This is a genomic window from Sulfolobus tengchongensis (genome assembly GCF_036967215.1).
GTDB classification, from domain to species: Archaea; Thermoproteota; Thermoprotei_A; order Sulfolobales; family Sulfolobaceae; genus Saccharolobus; species Saccharolobus tengchongensis_A.
In genome coordinates, this window is the sequence record NZ_CP146016.1 from 510,275 (window position 1) to 528,236 (window position 17,962).

At 35.0% G+C, this 17,962-nt stretch carries 13 protein-coding genes; 8 read left to right on the plus strand and 5 right to left on the minus strand.

The window, feature by feature from the left end; all coding sequences use genetic code 11:
- Nucleotides 1-211: 211 nt before the first annotated feature.
- On the minus strand, nt 212-1,003 hold the full coding sequence (locus V6M85_RS02560) for a hypothetical protein (RefSeq protein ID WP_338602609.1): 792 nt from the start codon (nt 1,001-1,003) through the stop codon (nt 212-214).
- Nucleotides 1,004-1,704: 701 nt separating this feature from the next.
- On the minus strand, nt 1,705-3,129 hold the full coding sequence (locus V6M85_RS02565; protein WP_338602612.1) for an MFS transporter: 1,425 nt from the start codon (nt 3,127-3,129) through the stop codon (nt 1,705-1,707).
- 290 nt (nt 3,130-3,419) lie between these two features.
- Between V6M85_RS02565 and V6M85_RS02570 the strand changes: the two genes are divergently transcribed.
- Nucleotides 3,420-4,826 (plus strand): glycosyltransferase, encoded by a 1,407-nt coding sequence (locus tag V6M85_RS02570; protein WP_338602615.1) that lies wholly within the window; start codon nt 3,420-3,422, stop codon nt 4,824-4,826.
- Nucleotides 4,827-5,108: 282 nt separating this feature from the next.
- The gene (locus V6M85_RS02575) at nt 5,109-6,920 is read left to right on the plus strand and encodes a phosphoenolpyruvate carboxykinase (GTP) (protein ID WP_338602618.1); all 1,812 of its coding nucleotides are present in this window, start codon (nt 5,109-5,111) and stop codon (nt 6,918-6,920) included.
- Between the two features lie 189 nt (nt 6,921-7,109).
- Here V6M85_RS02575 and V6M85_RS02580 read toward each other — a convergent pair whose 3' ends face one another.
- Both V6M85_RS02580 and V6M85_RS02585 read right to left on the minus strand, forming a co-directional pair.
- Nucleotides 7,110-8,153 carry an NAD(P)-dependent alcohol dehydrogenase gene (locus V6M85_RS02580; protein WP_338604547.1) on the minus strand — a complete coding sequence of 348 codons (1,044 nt, stop codon included), beginning with the start codon at nt 8,151-8,153 and terminating at the stop codon, nt 7,110-7,112.
- Nucleotides 8,154-8,526: 373 nt separating this feature from the next.
- Complete coding sequence (locus V6M85_RS02585) at nt 8,527-9,273, minus strand: enoyl-CoA hydratase/isomerase family protein (protein ID WP_422398113.1); 747 nt, start codon at nt 9,271-9,273, stop codon at nt 8,527-8,529.
- A gap of 341 nt (nt 9,274-9,614) precedes the next feature.
- Here V6M85_RS02585 and V6M85_RS02590 point away from each other — a divergent pair, with 341 nt between their 5' ends.
- Nucleotides 9,615-10,622 (plus strand): GH12 family glycosyl hydrolase domain-containing protein, encoded by a 1,008-nt coding sequence (locus V6M85_RS02590; RefSeq protein ID WP_338602621.1) that lies wholly within the window; start codon nt 9,615-9,617, stop codon nt 10,620-10,622.
- A gap of 179 nt (nt 10,623-10,801) precedes the next feature.
- The gene (locus tag V6M85_RS02595) at nt 10,802-11,743 is read left to right on the plus strand and encodes a C4-dicarboxylate ABC transporter (protein WP_338602624.1); all 942 of its coding nucleotides are present in this window, start codon (nt 10,802-10,804) and stop codon (nt 11,741-11,743) included.
- 296 nt (nt 11,744-12,039) lie between these two features.
- On the opposite strand, the gene V6M85_RS02600 is transcribed toward V6M85_RS02595, so the two are convergent.
- Nucleotides 12,040-13,122, minus strand: coding sequence for an ATP-binding protein (locus tag V6M85_RS02600; protein ID WP_338602627.1), 1,083 nt, complete (start codon nt 13,120-13,122; stop codon nt 12,040-12,042).
- 589 nt (nt 13,123-13,711) lie between these two features.
- Between V6M85_RS02600 and V6M85_RS02605 the strand changes: the two genes are divergently transcribed.
- From V6M85_RS02605 to V6M85_RS02620, 4 genes are all read left to right on the plus strand, one after another.
- Entirely contained in the window at nt 13,712-13,978 is a 267-nt protein-coding gene (locus tag V6M85_RS02605; protein ID WP_338602630.1) for a DNA polymerase II, read from the plus strand.
- Nucleotides 13,933-15,600 (plus strand): DNA polymerase domain-containing protein, encoded by a 1,668-nt coding sequence (locus tag V6M85_RS02610; protein ID WP_338602633.1) that lies wholly within the window; start codon nt 13,933-13,935, stop codon nt 15,598-15,600. The genes V6M85_RS02605 and V6M85_RS02610 overlap by 46 nt, the downstream gene beginning before the upstream one ends.
- The gene (locus V6M85_RS02615; protein WP_338602636.1) at nt 15,594-16,175 is read left to right on the plus strand and encodes a hypothetical protein; all 582 of its coding nucleotides are present in this window, start codon (nt 15,594-15,596) and stop codon (nt 16,173-16,175) included. The genes V6M85_RS02610 and V6M85_RS02615 overlap by 7 nt, the downstream gene beginning before the upstream one ends.
- A gap of 634 nt (nt 16,176-16,809) precedes the next feature.
- Nucleotides 16,810-17,880, plus strand: a complete 1,071-nt coding sequence (locus V6M85_RS02620; RefSeq protein ID WP_338602639.1) for a DUF3782 domain-containing protein — start codon at nt 16,810-16,812, stop codon at nt 17,878-17,880.
- The last annotated feature ends 82 nt before the right edge of the window (nt 17,881-17,962 follow it).

The following is a 17,962-nucleotide window of genomic DNA, read 5'->3' on the forward strand; positions in this document are numbered from 1 at the left end:
TTACAAATGACAAGCTTCTCTTCATAACGATACAATAAGAGTGTTTTTGTGGAGGCATATTTATAAACTATAGTAGTTTAGCATGTTACTATAAAATTATGAAAAGAAATCACTCCTTAGCATTTCTAACAATCTAATAATCCATTACGTAAATTCATAGAAAGATCACGTAAATCTTGAGAAACAGAAAAGTTGAAACTTAGCTCCAGTCCTAATCTTGTATTTGTTCCACTGATATATAGTCCTCTAAATTTATATCATATACGGTAAGTTTACCTTTGCCAGATGCAAACAGAAGTGCTGATAAAGCCTCATTATCTCTTTTTACTTCTTTTCCTCCCCTGCAGATGGCTTTTTTAATATCGCCGTTTATGACCATAAAAGAACAATCTAAATCCTCATTATTTATTTCTATTATGCCTGTGTTAGTATTCTTTACAATTTCCTTAAATTTAGCAATTATATAATTCATATCTCCCTCTTCCTCAAGAAGAACTCTTTTACCGACCTTTACCTCTTTAGGTACGTGAGAATTAAGATAGAACTTAATATACGGTATGAAATGTCCTTCAATAATGTGCTTGGCCAAATCAAAGCTACTTCTTCCTAGTAATTTTTGTAAGAATGACTCTTTAAATTCAAATTCAGAACTCATGTATAATCTTGTACTTGAACCTGCGCTTTTTAGAATAAATGACAGTTTGAAGCTCATTTTACCATCATCAGTACTGCCAGTATATCTTATTTCATCAACGAGAATCTCTGGTCCCTTAAATATCCCTGGAAAAACCTTATAGTCAGGGGGTACGCCATAGATGTATGCAACTCTAAACTCATTTAATGGTTGTTGAAGGTATTCTGGAGTGACAAAATCCCCTTTAACTTTATCCTTAACTTGTAGCACTGCAACGTGGCCAAATACTCCACCCACGATAAAAGGATCCCTTACGAAATCTAAAATTAGTGACTTAGGCAATGGGACGTCAATTTCTGTTCTAAACATATGCTACTACCTCCCAACATTGAATATAAATTTGTGTTAAGTATTTTTTAACTCTATTTAAAGTTGCTGACTACCGGTTAGAATAAATTCATTTTATCTGTTATAAACGCGAACACATGTTAAGCTAATTTTTATTTAAAAATTACGTGCTTATGATATAATGCACTGTACTCATTCATAAAATACCATACATTTGAAAATTTTCCTATATTTAATAATTACAATTTATTGTTTACTAATGCTAATATTTATAGATTAAATATGCTTTGTGGTGCATTTGTAAATTATCTGATTTGGAACGCTCTTTTTACTATTAAGAGAATATGAAAGAGTAACGTAGAGCTTAAAAAATACCACAAATTAAATATAAGGTTAAACACACTCTTGTTATCTCTTTTCAAAGTAGTGAGATCTCTTTTAAAATAAATTTCTGATAATTTCATTGTTCATTAAAAAATTTATATCATAATAACCTTGATAAGTCCAATGATTTTCCCTCATAGATGAGCTTTGTAAGGTCCTCATAAAACATCGTATTTTAACATGAAGACTAACTCTTACGAATTCATAGCGTGAATTAGTTCAGAGGCGACAGCATGTAGTGTCTACACAGTGCTAGGTAATAAATCTTATGTTAGAGAATGTAGAAAGGATCGTAAATTTCAGGAGAGTTGGGCAATTGGACTAAATTCGAAATGAAATTACTCGTTGGTTTGAATGCTACTGGGAGTCTCTTTTATTTTAGTTGCCATGATAATTACACTCACTATAATCATTGATGAAATCAAGAATGAGTACTGAAAGGCTAATTTTGATGGAATGAAAGTGAAAATGGGAATGTTCTCGTAAATGAACAATAATAGTGGTTGCTTAAATGTAGACTCTAAGGATCCTGCAACGACTGGACCTAATGTGTTCCCCATTAATCTCATTGCTGTATTAGTTCCAGTAATTGTTGCCATGCGCCTTCTAGAAGTAGATGAGAGTAATAAGGTTATACGTGTGACGTTCATCCCGGAAACGAAGAATAGGACTAACATTAAGATAAAGAGAAGCTGAGGTATGCTTATATTATATCCTATTATAATTGAAAGTAATATTAACATGAGAACTGAAAGCGAGGAAGATGTAATAATAATCCTCTTATACCCTACCCTATTCACCATTGAGCCGAATAATGGGCCTGCTATTAGTAAAATTAGGGAAATTGGTGCCATAGTTACTCCAGCTTCAAAAATTGTCATTCCATACCCAACTGGTTTAGGTAATTCCAGCATGAAGACTAGGGATTGAAAAGTCAAGAACAACCCGAAACCTGTAGCAAAAGATGACAAAAGGGGAACTGCTATATTAGGATTCTTAAAGTCTGAGGGATCTATGAGAGGATTTTCGGCTTTAGAAACGTGAACTATAAACGTATAAAGAAGAATTAACCCTATTGATAACATCGTTAAGAATTCAGCTGAAGTCCATCCCCAATTAGGGGCTTCAGTTATTGAAGTGCCTATGATTATAAAGGATAAGGAAAGAAATATAACTCCTTTTACATCTATTTTTTGTTCATTCTTAATCGTTGATTGTGGTAACAGTTTATTAGCTATTATGAGAATAATTATCAATAAGGGAATGGCTGTTTCGTAGGCGACTTGCCAAGTGTAATATTGAGCTATGTAACTCCCTATGGGTATTGAAATAGCTGCACCTACAGCAAATGTAGAAGCTATTATACCTTGAGCTACTGGTAACTCCCTATTTGATAATCTTTCTCTCAATATAGTATAGGCAAGTGGATTTATACTTAATCCTATACCTTGAATAGATCTAGAAAGTAAAAGGATCACGAAGTTAGGTGACCACGCAGTTAATGCAACGCTTAATGTGTATATACACAAGATCGTTATTAGGACTTTCTTTCTTCCGTGACTGTCCGCGAGTCTACCAATAAATGGGGCTAATCCCATTCCGGCCAAAGTTTCTGATGATAAAATCCAAGAACCTTCAGATTCGTTTACGTTAAACTGATTCTCTATTTTTGGCAATGAGGGTAAGACTACCATTTCCACATACATTGTCAAAATTGAAATTGAGGCAAGAACTATCAAATATTTAAAAAAGTCTTTCCTCATTAATATAGATATATCTTTTTCCGTAATAAAACTTTTATCAAACTTCATTGCGTGAAGACTACCTTATTCCAAATTAACGTAATTTTATTATACGAATCTCCAAAGGGAATTTACAAAGATCAATCCTTTGTGTTGATTTCCTAAGACTTACATTACTATTCTCTTCATAGCAACGATAACATGATAAACTAGAGAGTTTACAAATACTCTGTAAAATTGAGAGAAACTGTTGTTATTGGTAACTTGGAAATAAGTTTTTTAACAGTTTGTCATGAAGTAGAAAGAAAGATATGATAATAAGCGTCACAGCAGAAATTGGACTGGATTTCGGTCAAAATTTCGCAGGTGGTTTAGGTGTCTTAGAGGGAGACAAATTTTACGCTGCATCTAGATTAGGTATAGACTACACTGTCATTACTCTATTTTATAGGAAAGGATACGTTAATGGAGAGGAAAAACAAAAAGAGTTACTTTCAAAGTTAGTGAAGGAATGGGAAGCAGAGATTTCGATTAAAGGCCAGAATGTGAAGATTGAATATCTAGCATATACGCTAAATAAAGCTAAGGTAGTATTTGCAAACGTTATTTCCCCGGAACTTTCAAGGTTAAATGATGTACTTTACGTGGAAAATAGCGAGGAGGAGAAATTCTACAAATGCCTTTTACTTGCGAAGGTTTCAGAAAAGTATATAGAAAAAGTTGGATGGGATAATGTAAGATACGTTGATATGCAAGAATCTTGCCCTGCATTTTTACCTCTTTTACACTATTTCCCCAGATACAGGATCATCATACACACACCTGCACCATGGGGACATCCCACTTTTTCGTCCAATTTATTTAAGAGTGAGTTAGGTTATGAATTTCCTCTCGACAGAGTAGTCATGACTGATATTGCTCTTTCCTCATCGATAGAAGGAATTGTAGTTTCAAGGAAAATGCTCAAACACGTCCAAAGAACATTTCCTCAGCATATGCATAAAATTAGGGCTATTACAAATGCGATAGAAATCCCGCGGTGGAGAAATCCACTGCTTAATGATGTAAAGGATTTCGATGATTTCGTAAAGAAAAAGGAGGAAGTAAAGAAGGAAAGTATCAAGAAATTGGGTAAAGAGGCAATTAAACCAGTTATCTCATGGGTGAGGAGAATTACAATGTATAAGAGGCCAGATTTCATTTTAAGGTTAATCGATGATATGAAAGACGACGTTATTTTCATAATTGGCGGTATTGCGCATCCCATGGAGTATTCAGCAGTAGAGATTGAGAGGAAATTTAAGGAATTAGCTACCCACAAAAGTAACGTAATTTATATTCCGGGCGTTGACGTTAATTTGATGAAGTTGGCTATTTGGTCTAGCGATATATGGACGTTTACTCCATTTTCTGGTTGGGAAGCCAGCGGTACTAGTTTTATGAAAGCGGGAATTAATGGGGTCCCCTCAGTGGCTTCCAGAGATGGAGCGGTTCCAGAAATTATAAGAGACGGTTATAATGGGTGGTTGTATGGAGAAGATGTGGATAAGACTTTACCAATTAATTTATATGACAACAATAAAGAGTACGAAGAGTTCTTGAGAAAGGTTAAACAAGCGTTAAATGAGTATCACAGAGTGGGATATAACGCATATCAAAGTTTCCCTAGCTATTGTTCCATGGATAGGCTAATGAAGGACTACGGTTATATTAAGTAGTTCACTTACTTATTTTAGGTAATAAAGTATTCTATTGGTGTTGCTTTCTTAGTTTACGGTTGCATAGTTATATGTGATATTCACGGTAAGGGAAATGGAGAAACTAGTTATATGTTTTCATCTTGGATCTTTAGAGTTTCTAGAAGTTCATATCAATTTATTTAATCAATAAATTTAATAAAATCAAAACTTTCTAAGGCAATTTTACATTCTAGCAAATAAATAGTTGATGATAACATGTTAAAAGGAAATTATTTATATTTTTTAAACGCTTAATATAGCATGGGCCAAAATTTAAGCTTTTTAAATCGTACAGTTCAGAAAGATATGGCTAGAAAATTAGAATCCCTTAACAATTCTTATCTTATGGAATTTTTAGATAACATTATCGCTTTATGTGAACCAGATAGCGTTTATGTACTTACAGGTAGTGAGCAGGATAAAGAGTACGTGCGTAAAAAGGCCTTAGAGGCTGGTGAGGAAATTAAATTAAAGATGCCCGGACATACGATCCATTTTGATCATCCTTTGGATCAGGCTAGGGCTAGAGAAGATACGTTCATACTCTCCAACACTAAAATACCCTATGTTAACACTAAACCTAGGGAAGAAGGCTTAAGGGAGGTTCTATCACTTCTTAAAGGTGTGATGAAAGGCAGAGAAATGTATGTGGGATTTTACTCTTTAGGCCCAAGAAACTCTCCTTTTCAGCTCTTAGCCTTACAAATTACTGACTCTCCCTACGTTATTCATAGTGAAAATATCTTATATAGAAACGCGTTTGAGGATTTTGCAGGAAATAAACCGTTCTTGAAATTTGTCCATTCCAAAGGAGAATTGGACATAAAGAAAAGGAGGATCATGATTGACCTAGAAGACAATACTGTTTATAGCGTAAACACTACGTATGCAGGAAATAGTGTTGGATTAAAGAAATTAGCATTAAGACTAACTGTAACGAAAGCTGTTAAGGAGGGTTGGCTGTCTGAGCATATGGCAATTATTGGATTTGACGGAGAGAATGGTACTCATTATTTCACAGCATCATTCCCTTCGGGAAGTGGTAAGACTTCTACGTCAATGATAGGTAAGCTGATAAGTGACGATTTGGCTTTCATAAGGGAATTTGATGGTTTAGCTAAAGCCGTAAATCCTGAAGTTGGAGTATTCGGTATAATACAAGGAATAAACGCTAAAGATGATCCAATAATATGGGAAGTACTTCATAAACCCGGAGAAGTCATATTTTCCAACGTGTTAATGACCAGTGATGGAGATGTTTACTGGGAAGGAAGTGATTTACCAAAACCAGAGAAAGGTTACAACTATGAGGGACAATGGACTAAGGAAAGTGGAAAGCCTGCTTCACATCCCAATGCTAGATTCACTGTCCCACTAACCTCTTTTAGGAATTTAGATGGAAACTGGAATAATCCAGAAGGAGTTATAATTGAAGGTATAATATATGGTGTAAGAGATTATAATACACTAATTCCAGTCACTGAAGCTTTCTCATGGTCTCATGGAGTAGTGACTATTGGAGCCTCGATGGAATCCGCTAGAACTTCCGCAGTTATTGGTAAGGCTGACGAATTGGAGTTTAATCCAATGGCCATATTGGACTTCATGCCAGTTTCATTGAGCGTTTATCTACGTAATTACATGGAATTTGGTAAGAAGCTGAAGAAAACGCCTAAGATATTTGGCTTTAACTATTTCCTAAAAGATGGTAATAGGTTCTTAAATTCCAAGGAGGACAAAAGAGTATGGGTTAGTTGGGCTGTAAAAAGAGTTGAGGAAAGAGTTAACGCGTTATATACGCCAATTGGTTTAATACCGTATTACGAAGATCTTCAAATCCTATTTAGAAAAGTACTAGGCAAAGAATATAGTAAGGAGGACTATGAGAAACAATTCACCATAAAATTGAAGAAATATTTAGAGAAGACTGAACGTATTATGGGAATATATCTTAAGTTCAACGACATCCCAGAGGAAGTTATCAATGAGTTAGAAATGCAGAGGAGAAGAATTATGGAATACATTAACAAATACGGTGATTCAGTATCCCCATTTAAGCTAGCTAGAGAGTAGGAACTCTCCATGACAATTAATAGAGCACCTAAAATTGTTTCTCATCATAACTCTGAAAATTTTTCCCAGTTATCCACATCGAAACCTTCCTAAAAGGTTACGCTCAGCCTACGAATAGTACATAAGGAATTATCTATATTCTGAAACTGGTTAGAAAAAATCTTTCACTTTATTAGGAAAAATTAAATCTCACGGTATTAATACTTGCCTTCCAACAGCTCTAAAGTTCTCTAAGTTATCTATAGCTTCATTAGCGTCTTCCAACTTCATAGTTTTAGTCACCATTGGTTTAACCTTACCCATCTCAGCCAGTTTCATTATTCCGAGGAAATCAGCCTGATTACCGACTAAACTACCTACAAATTGAACTTCTCCTAACGTAATTAGAGGTGCATGATAATGTAAATCCGCACCAAATAATCCCACCATTACGTATTTACCTTGTTTTGCTAATACCTTGGGATATAATGAGAGAGTTTTTTCAGAATTGTTCAAATCAATTACTGCATCTGCTCCTTTTCCTTCAGTTATCTTCCTTATCTCAATTAATGGATCTTGAGATGAAGCATTTATAACGTAATCCGCTCCAGCCTTCTTAGCGGCCTCAATTGCCTCATCCCTAACGTCTACGCCTATCACAGTTGCTCCACTAACCGCCTTTGCAATCTGTACTGCCATTGTTCCTAAACCTCCACCTGCACCTATTACAACTAGTGTCTTACTAGGATCTAGGGAAGCTTTCCTAACTGCCCTATAAGTCGTTATCCCTGAGCAAGTCAGCGGTGAAGCCTCTATAGCGTTTAATCTCTTTAATTTATACATATATTTATAGTGTGGCACTAGGACGTATTCTGCATAAGCTCCATCGTAATTTATTCCTAACCATCTCGGCATATCGCATAGGTGTTCTTCTCCAATTCTGCAATAATAACAATTTCCCTCGCCTTGCCATGGATTAACTGCAACTGTGTCGCCCTTAGAGTATCCTGTAACCTCATCACCCATCTCTACTATCTTACCGGCAATTTCATGCCCCAAAGTAACAGGTAACTTCACTCCTAAGTCCTCTACTACTCTTAAGTTTCCAAATCTTCCTTGTCTCATATGTACATCAGAATGACAAACACCTGCAGCTTCAACTTTAACTAGAACTTGTGTTCCCTTAGGTTTTGGAACATCTATATCTTGCAGTTTAAGGGGTTTTCCAACTTCTACTAATCTTACTGCTCTCAAAACCCCTTCACAATATATAATTATGTTTGAACCCATTATTAAACATTATTAGCATACTTTTTGTTTAAAGACTATCAATAATTAGCTAGTGTATTATGATAAAAAAAGATATATAGACGATAAAATAGTGAATAATAATCATACAGTTGAAAACAGTTTTCGTAAAAGCGTAGAATTTGAATACTTTGAGTCCAATTTATCTTTATAACCTACCTTAGACGTGAATAGTAAATTCCCTAATAGTAGCGGAGAATGGAATTCGAAATGTCCAGTTCTCTCACCATGAGTGGGGTTTCCCGCTAATGTTATGATTGGGTAATATGACTTCGATGAACTTCAAGTTGAATACAAAGTATATGAGATTTAATGAGACCTAAACTCCCTCTTTCCTTTTTCTATTGATAAACTCTTCCATTCTTTTCTTAGCCGATTCGCTTAATGACATCAAAGCTAACTCCATTACAGCTCTTCTTATTTTCTCCTTCTCTATCCTTAGCCAATTCTTAATTGTCCTAATGGAATTTTCATCTATGCTCGAGATCTTCTCTAATTGTCTTTCTACCTCTTGATAAAGGTAATCCTTTGGTACCACTATATCTACTAATCCTATGTTCCTAGCTTCTTCCGCAGTTATGGAATCCCCAGTTAATGCTAACCTAGCTATAGCTCTTCCCAGCATAGAATATCCTACGGAGATTGCCATAGGGGGTATTAATCCCAACTTTCCTTCTGGAATTGAAAACTTAGCGTCATTAGCTGAAATTACTACGTCACAGAAAAGAAGTATTTCACATCCTCCACCATAAGCTAGACCGTTAACTGCGCAGACTAATGGCTTCCTTAGCTCCACTAAACCCTCAACTGCTAAATATAACGTTGTAAAGAACTCTAATGCCTCATCACCGTTTTTTAGCTCAAACATGGCATTGATGTCATCACCCGCGGAGAAAGCTCTACCATTTCCAGTTAATACAATAGCAGAAACCGATGAATCGTTATCGCATATTCTTAAATTTCTGGCTAAGAGACTCCAGGATTCCTTATCAAGAGCGTTTAACTTCTCCGGTCTATTGAAAATTATCCAACAAACGTTTCCTCTTTTTTCAAGTGTAACTTTCATAATCTTAACATCTTATTTCTTAGTTATATAAGCAGTTGTGGTTTGTATACTCACAACACTGCATTGTAGGATATTTTTAAACAATAGTTTATTATCATAATAAGCTGTTATTACCGTGGATAGAATTGACGTAAATTCTAAACCTAATAAGCCATTGGAAAAAACGTTGACCTTCGGTTAAAGATCTTACAATTGTATGGTGTATATTTGGAATATCGAAAAATAAACAATAATAAGAACAAATATTCCTATTATTATATATCATGTAAATATCTCATAATCTTTGCTTTTTCCCTAAAACTCTGCATAAATCTTAAATATGTTGTTAAATAACCACAATTATGAATAGGAGGATCATCCTTATAGTTATAGTGATTGTAATAGTTATCTCCAGTCTGTTTGCAGTTCTCTACCATGGGGGAGGATCATCTTCTATTATTCACAAAAAGGAATATAACAACAATTACCAAATTTATACCTTATTTCCAGGGCCAAATTCAAGATTTAACCTAATAGCAAATTACTCCAGTAATACAGCATACGCCTTAGCCTTGATAAACTCGTCTAGTAACGCAACTTTAATGGCTTCACCGTTTTTGTGGAATATTGGGTATGCTTTGGGAAACGTGAACATGAGCTTTTACCATAATATGTTGCATGTTGCAATAAATTTAACTAATATTCAGAAAATAAGTTCCAATGATGTGGATGGCTATCCGGGCTTAATGTATGGACAAGAATTGTGGTTTCCTTTCTATTATCACACTAAACAGCTGGAGCAATTACCATTACCCATGATAATTTCTAAATTACCGAATTTCTATTCCGTTTTAAACTTCTCAGTATACAACATCACTGGAAGGATTATTGATTTCTCTTATGATATATGGCTTTCACAAAATCCGAATATAACTTCATTGCAATATGGAGATTTCGAGGTGATGATATGGATGTATTGGACTAAGAATCTAACTGGAGTTCCCTACTTTATTTACACTGGGAATATATCAATTCCAACTTTAGTGAATGGAACTATTGAGAACTTAACGTGGGAAGTTTACGTTTTACCAAGAACTGGTTCGGCAAATGGATGGACTGGAATATATTTCTTATCCCCCAAAAAGTTGCAAGGAGAGATAGGAGTGCCAATAGCTTACGTATTGACAAACATGAACCCCTTCTTAGAGAAGGCTGGCGTTAACATATATAATCCAAACGAATATTATTTAGATGCAATACAGGTAGGAATGGAATTCACTAATACCACGCAGGGCAATGTAAATGTGGGTTATAATTTATACTCTTGGCAAATATATATAGTGGAAAATAATAGCGTTTTTAGGAGCTAAATTTATCACCGCTTTCTTTTGATTGAGACTGTTGTTAAGAGTTATCATGAGATGTAGAGGTACTACATGCGGTCGCCTCTGAACTAATTCACGTTGTGAATTCGTAGGAGTCAGGTTGGGGTGGTGTTAATACTCGTATCGCACTAAACTTAAAAGTGTCTCATGGGATATTTAATGATGTGTCATATGGTCGTTTTAAAGCATTGATTAATATTTTTGGACAGCCGTTATCTTTCACAATCCTTATGTCAATTATGGGCATCTCGATTTCCACATATTATGGTGGGTTGTTAGTACTCTCTGAAATTTCAATGATAATCGGTCTGGTCACTCTAACAACTTTAACTGTATTTCTACTTCTAAACGTTATTTTAGCTAAAAGAAAAATTTGGTATAGCTACAACAAGGTGGATTATATGGCCTTGATTTCTGGAGTAGCTTTAACTATGATTAGATTCAGATTAGACTACAATATGGATCTGAATGTTCCTTTAGCAATCTTATCTATCTTTTACCTCATAATATTATTCTTCACTATAAGGGAAATGGCGTTTCTTCCTTCTCGTATCTCATTTAAATATCATCTCATGGGAGTTGCTTCCGTTCTAATATCTATTGGTTTAGATCCCATAGGTTTGGTCAGATTCCTCATCATTGGCTTTATAGTCATGGGAGTTTGTGCGTATTTTTACGTTTCCGTAGCTATGGTAAAAAGAATTTTGGAAGTAAAAGATAAACTTAAACTCATTGATGGATCAGTGTGGATCCAAATGGGATTATCAGCATTAATCTCAGTAGCGTTTATCAGAACTGGCTCGTTTCTCCACTTTTTTCATGTCCTAGCCTTATTCTTCTGGATACTTGCATTCTCACTTTTACCAGTTGTGATGTTAATTAGTATTATAAAGATCGTGAAGAGTGAAAGGAAGGATTTATACTATAACCCATCTTCGTGGTCAACTGTATTTCCGCAGGCGGTCTTCTCCACTGATACATTTATCATAACTAGAATTGTTCATTTGGTTTTCATGTCATTACTGTACTACCTTTCTTTAGCAATAGTGGTTTCTGCAACTTCGTTATGGTTCATTTTCTTGATTCTAGGTACTCTAGAAATATGATCGTTTTAAGCAACAACTAAATTAGTTTAATCAGTGTTTTGTGGGATTTTTCAAAACTTACGTCAATTTTCACATTCTCTTTATAGTAGAAAGAGCATTCCATTCCAGATAGTTTCCTCCTACGGTTATTCAACAGTTTGATTGTTAGAGGCATAGCATGTAATGCCTACAAATATTCATAAAGCATTTAATCATTCTATTTAATTGAAAGTATCTTTTAGCTTTCAAACTCGTTATTAGTGCTAGATTACGAGATCCTAGGCTAATCGTTAATGTCTCGAGACTTTGCTACGTTTTTACGTAAATGCATATCCTATTAACGGTTCAGCTGGACAATATGTTTCGTTCTTTTTCACAATCCATGAATGTATCATTAATTGTGTTAAATAATTATAAATCTCAGAATCACTAATTTCTATTCCCTCTTCGGCTTCTAACGTTCTTTTGACATCACTCCATCTTCCACATTTGCTTAGCACCTTCATTATCAGATAATATCTCTTTTTTGCTATATATCTAGGAAGGAGAAAATTCTCAAATTCCTTTTTTATTAACTCCCTAGCGTGATCCAACGTCTTCTTTAAACTAGCTTCATAGTCTCTACTTTCCAAATAACTAAATCCAAAATATGTAAGCCAGCCTGGAATTCCTCCAAGTCTCTCGTAAGTCTCCTCCTCTTTATTGAAAGTAACGTTAACTTCCTTAAAACCTTGATTTAAAAATAGTACCGCTTCCTCTTTATTGAAAGGTCTTAATTCTACAGTAGAGATCGCTCTACCGTAAAGGGGACTATCTGGAGTATTTACCTTCAGAAATTCATAAAGTAACCCCATCTCTGATCCGCTAATTACGAACTTAACTTTCTTCAGATTATCGTATGCGTAAGCTAAGGTTGGTAAAATGTTTATTCCCCTCATTTTAACTAGCTCTTGCGCTTCATCTAAGACAATTATCACTTCTCTATCACTTCCTTCTTCAAGAACGTCAAGTAAGGAATGAAAGGAGACTCTATTTTCTTTACTCCAACTAAATTTTATTTCAGTTCCTACAATTGAAACTCCTTGAATTCTTCTCAGTATATCCATTATATAATGATACTTTTTACTCATCTTATTTATCTCGTTCTGCAATTGAAGGAGGAAATCACGATAAGAAACGTAGTTCTTTTCTTCAAATTTCCTCAAATCTATATAAAGGATAAGTGCGTCTTTTTCTTTATTAAGCTCATTTGTTGCAATTTTTATTAAAGAAGACTTTCCAGTTCTCCTAAGCCCTAATACTAAAACTATGGGAGTTCTTAATTCCTTTAATTGATCTATTTCTCTTTCTCTATCGAAGAAGTCTCTCCTATTAGTTTTCGGTACTGGATCGAAGAGCAACTTCTACCCCTAGAAGTAACTTCTACCCCTAGAAGTAAAATGTTTTTCTTTATAAACATACTTGCACTAAGAACAAGAAAGCTTAAGCACATTGTCGAAATCTCTGAAAATTAACTATAATCCCGTATCTCTAGTAACGTTTTCGATACTCAATGAAAGCTCATAGTTTACTGACTTCCTCCACGCCCTTAAAAAGGTGAAGCTTTCTGTCCGCAATTTTTGTAATAGGAAAGGGGGTTATGCAATAGAGTTAGTTACATTCTATCTTTAATAGTTTAAATAAAGTTATTTTCCTTATACTATCCTTGCTTACAACTAAGTTCCAATCATTATACCTTATCTAAATTTATGTTTTATCAGTATTAATAATAGAAATTATGTTATATTTTTTATTTATTATAAAGTCTAGTCCTAACATTCTCTAAATAAGGAAGGAAGACTTTACCGAAAGTTAACTTCACTTTTACCACATTTAGTCATACTTTGTTTAGGGTATTATTTACATTATATTTACATCCTAATGTTTAAATTAATACTTACAGTGTTCTCTCTTAATGCCTTAATTCCACTTATTAACTAAGATTATAATGTGGGGAGAACTCAACCATCATTCACGAAAGCGGTTGATCAAGAAATAGAAACGTTAAAGAGGATCGCTCTACGTTTACACTCTCATGAACTGGAAAGGTTGATAGAGAAAGCTAAGGAGAAGGTTAGATATTTACAAAGTGCATCTTATGATGAACTCATGGATCCCTATAATCTAGTTTTCCTCTCTATGCTTCTCAGTCTAGCGGAGGACTGTGAGAAATGGAAGAATACGTTCTTGACGCAATTCCAGTTAAAGGAGGAGTGAAAATTCTTCTAAATGACTTCAAGGAAAAAGTGATAAAGACTACCTTCCCAGTTTACGTTATAACAGATAATCCAGATATTGTTTTACAACATCCAGAGGTTAAATACTACGAAGAGGAGAAATGGAGGACTATAGAAGGAAAGGAACTTACACTTTATCGCTTTGAGGTTGAAAGTCTCGACGCTTATCATTACATCAGAAAAAGGTTGAAAGTGGTAAACGAGATACCTACAGTTTTATCTCAGACTTTATATAGGCTAGGAATAAGACCATTTAGGAGGATTTACGATGATAAGGACTCCTATGAATTTCCTAAAATTAAAATTGTCACAGTTAGGTTCCTTCACTGGTATGATGGATGTGATAACTGTTACGAGGTTGAAGTAAACGGAAACGTAGAAAGGTACTACAATTTCTTACCTTCCATTGAAGCTGACGTTGCGGAATGTTACGGCTTTCCCTGTAATAACGTAAAGGCTCAAGTTAAAATTAGAGGAGACCTTAAACGCTCACCAGTCTCTTTAAAAGGGCTAATAGAATGGTCTTATGTAACGAGAACTCCCATACATGAGATAGCGTATGCAACTATAGGTAAAGCCTTGACCACTAATGAAGCTTGGGTAGCATTAAAAAGGAAAGTAATTATACCAAATATTGTTCCAAGAGTTGAAAAGCTTAGAAGACTGGAAGATATAATGATAGCTGATAAGGGAGGTTTAGTTATTTTTCCAAAAATAGGGTGTTTCGATAACGTTTATCAAATTGACTTTAAGTCAATGTACCCATCCCTAATAATAAAATATAACATATCTGCAGAAACTGTTAACTCATGTGATGATATAAAGACTGAGTTACACTCCATTTGCCTTAAGGAAAGAGGAATTGTACCAGTGGCTCTTGAATGGTTAGTTAAGAGAAAGGAGGAGCTAAAGGAGATTGACAAAGAGAGAGCTGAGGCAATAAAGTGGATTTTAGTTGCCTCCTTTGGTTATTTGGGTTATAGGAACTCCAGGTTTGGAAAGATTGAAGCATATGAAATGGTAACTTACTTTGCGAGGAAGACCTTAAGGAAAACCATTGACTTAGCTGAGAAATTGGGTTTTGAAGTCCTTCATGGAATTATAGACTCTTTAATAGTTAAAGGCGATAACGTGAAGAAACTCGTAGACGCTGTGGAGAAGGAAATTGGTCTCAGGTTAGAATATAAGCGAATTAATTGGGTTATATTTACCTCAACAAGGAATGGCACCCCTTATCCCATGAGGTATATTGGAAATTCTGAAGAGGGAGATATTATTGCTAAGGGATTTATAAAAAGTAATATGCCCAACATAGTAAAGGACTTTCTAAACGACACTTTATCCGTTCTGTTAGAAGCTAAAAGCTGTGATGATGTTAAAAGAATGAAGAATAAAATTAAGGATCTATACCTTGCATACGAGAGAAGAGTAATTAACGGAGAGCCAAAAGATTACGTTATCTGGATTAAACATATACCATACGTTAGAGGTTTGAAGGGATTTTATGATGCCAGAAAAGGGTATTCTGGAAGGAGTATCCTTTACTATAAGGAGTACTTAAAGAGAGTTTACAATGACGTTTTGGAGATGATATCATGCTGAGAACCGGATTTGCACTTTTAGATAGGATAATTTCCAAAGATGAAGTCGTTGAGTTCTATTCTAATGATGAGCGTTTATTACGGATTTTTTACCACAGAGTCGCAGCTCTTTCAGCACCAATTTACGTTGTTCTAGTCTCTGAAAGAGGTGGGCTTGATCCTTACTTGATAGGTAGATTTCAAGATATATTCAATAATCACAATGAGGTTTATTTGAGAAGAGCATTTAAAGCTGAAGATGTTCCACCAACTATTGAAAGCATGCGTGATAACGATCTGATAATTATTGATCCCTATCACCATAATAAAATTTATGATGAAATTGTATCAGCTATAAGAAAAGTAAAGGGTAGAAAGTTCATCTTCAGCTTCATGGATAGAGAAAGAAAAGGCTCCATATTTGGTTTACACTCAGCTCACAGTCTCATAAAATTGGAAATGGGTATAAGAGGATTTAAGTTTGTTATAAAGAAAAGCGTTACAATTAAGGAAATTGAGATTCCAGCCAGTATTTTAACCCTTTATGGGAAGATCGAGGAAGATGAAGGGTTGATGAGATGGATAATGAGTGGATAATTCTTCTCTCTAAACTGCAGATTTATACTAAACTTTATGGGGTTTTTCAATCTGCGTTACTTTTTCCCGTATTCTTCTCGAGTAAAGGAACGTCTAAAATCACATAGCTTATAAATACGCAGAAAGTGCTCAATTTCTTAGTGTATCTACAAAAGTCATGAGTAGGAAGCTTAACCTCTTAGAGACTAAGATGAATAAAAGTGAAAATTAAGTCTTAGCTACTCAAAACGTAATCACATGCCTCCTTCAGAGCTAACTGCTCAAAAGATTAGTTCCGTGCTAGGCTTAAAATTGAAAATGATGGTCCACTCTAGAGCTCTTGAGGAGCTGTTAATTGCAAGCTAGTTGTATCGTAAAGTATTGAAACTAGCAATACTATTCAAAATAATGTAAAATTTACAAGGCGCTTACAATAATGAGACTAATCCCAAAGGTCTTTAGACTAGTGTTTTTTATGTAAAGGTGTTATGATAAAAAGCCTTGGTATGGTGCAAAGACTTTCTGAAAACAGAGTGTGATTATAGTCTTTTGGGAGGATGACGTTTCTCCGGAGTAGTTTCGTTTAATTCGCTTTACAATCGCTTTCCTCAGTCTCAGATATAAATTTATTTGCTTTAGGGGGTTAATATGTAATATGACATTAAGGGAGGAGCTTCTAAAGCTTCTTAAAGAGGATAAAGAGTTTAAAAGAGAAATTGAGGATCTTCTAGGACTGAATGTAATTAAAAGTATAAGTGAACTTACGCAAACAGTAACTCAGTTAGCTCAGCATGTGGACCAGTTGACACGGCGTGTTGACCAATTGACTAAGAATCAAGAAATACTACAACAGAGGATGGATCAGTTAGCTCAACGTGTTGACCAGTTAGCTCAGCATGTAGATCAACTTACACAGAGACTAGACCAGTTGACGCAGAGACTAGATCAGTTAGCTCAGCATGTAGATCAGTTAACGCAACGTGTGGATCAGTTGACTAAGAATCAAGAAATGCTACAACAGAGACTAGACCAGTTGACACAACGCGTTGACCAACTTACACAGAGACTAGATCAACTAGCGCAACGTGTGGATCAGTTGACTCAGCATGTGGACCAGTTGACACAGCGTGTTGACCAATTGACTAAGAATCAAGAAATACTACAACAGAGGATGGATCAGTTAGCTCAGCGTGTTGACCAGTTGACTAAGAATCAAGAAGTGCTACAGCAAGCTCTTTCTGAACTAGCCCAATCTGTTAATCAATTTACTAAGAAGGTCGACTCTGAGGTAGAACGTATAAATAAAATTCTTGGTTCTATGGGTGAGAGGTGGGGTATTCTCTATGAAGATCTGATTACTGATTTCTTAAGAGAAGTTCTGAAGAAGGAGGGTCTCGACTATAAGTACGTTAATAAGTTTAGTTTCAAGGATGAAAAAGGGCTTTATGGATTTAAGGGAAGAAGGTATGAAATTGATATTTTAGTTCAAGATGATAAGATATATATGATTGAGGTTAAATCAAACGCTGAAGTTAAAGATGTTGAATGGTTCGATACTAGATGTAGTGTAGTGAGTGAAGTCTTAGGTTTATCAAAGCCACCAATTAAGTTGTTCTTGGCAATTACAACGGATAAAGACGCTGTTGATAGGGCCAATGAATTAGGAATTAAAATGGTAACTGAGATGGTATTTGAAAGACCAAAGAAGAATCAAACTAACGAATAAAGGAGTTTTTCCTAACGTCAGTACGCTTTGACGTCTATTTGTAATTCAATACGTTGTTATTGCTATAAAGAGAATTAAAAAA